The following is a 551-nucleotide window of genomic DNA, read 5'->3' on the forward strand; positions in this document are numbered from 1 at the left end:
TATGGACTTGGAGAAGTTCTTCGATAAAGTGAATCATGACAAGCTCATGGGAATGTTAGAGCGGAAAATTGAAGATAAACGAGTTCTCAAACTGATTCGTAAATTCCTTCAAGCAGGCATTATGATAAGGCGGACTTTTTCATAAAAGTGAGGAGGGAACTCCGCAAGGAGGTCCGTTAAGTATTATCTAATATCATGTTAGACGATTTAGATAAAGAACTAGAGAAACGCAATCTTCGATTCGGAAGGTATGCGGATGACAGTACTATCTTTGTGAAGACACGAAAAGCCGCCAAACGTGCAATGGGGAATATCTCAAGCTTCATTGAAAATAAACTGAAGCTAAAGGTCAACTACGAAAAGTCGAAGTATGATCGCCCTTGGAACAGAACGTTTCTCGGTTTTAGTTTCACGAAGTCAAAGAAGAACCCGAAGGTTCTACTGGCTAAACAAACGGTGAAGAGGGTAAAGAAACGAATCAGGGAAATGACCTCGAGAAAATTACCGATACCCATGAAACTCCGAATAAATAAGTTAAAGCAATACCTTAG

General features: G+C 39.7%; 1 pseudogene. It reads left to right on the forward strand.

Annotation, left to right across the window (positions count from 1 at the left end):
* Window positions 1-551, forward strand: a pseudogene (locus Q8G36_RS28585) (reverse transcriptase domain-containing protein); the annotation flags it as partial.

Source organism: Peribacillus frigoritolerans, from assembly GCF_030676415.1.
GTDB lineage: Bacteria > Bacillota > Bacilli > Bacillales > DSM-1321 > Peribacillus > Peribacillus frigoritolerans_A.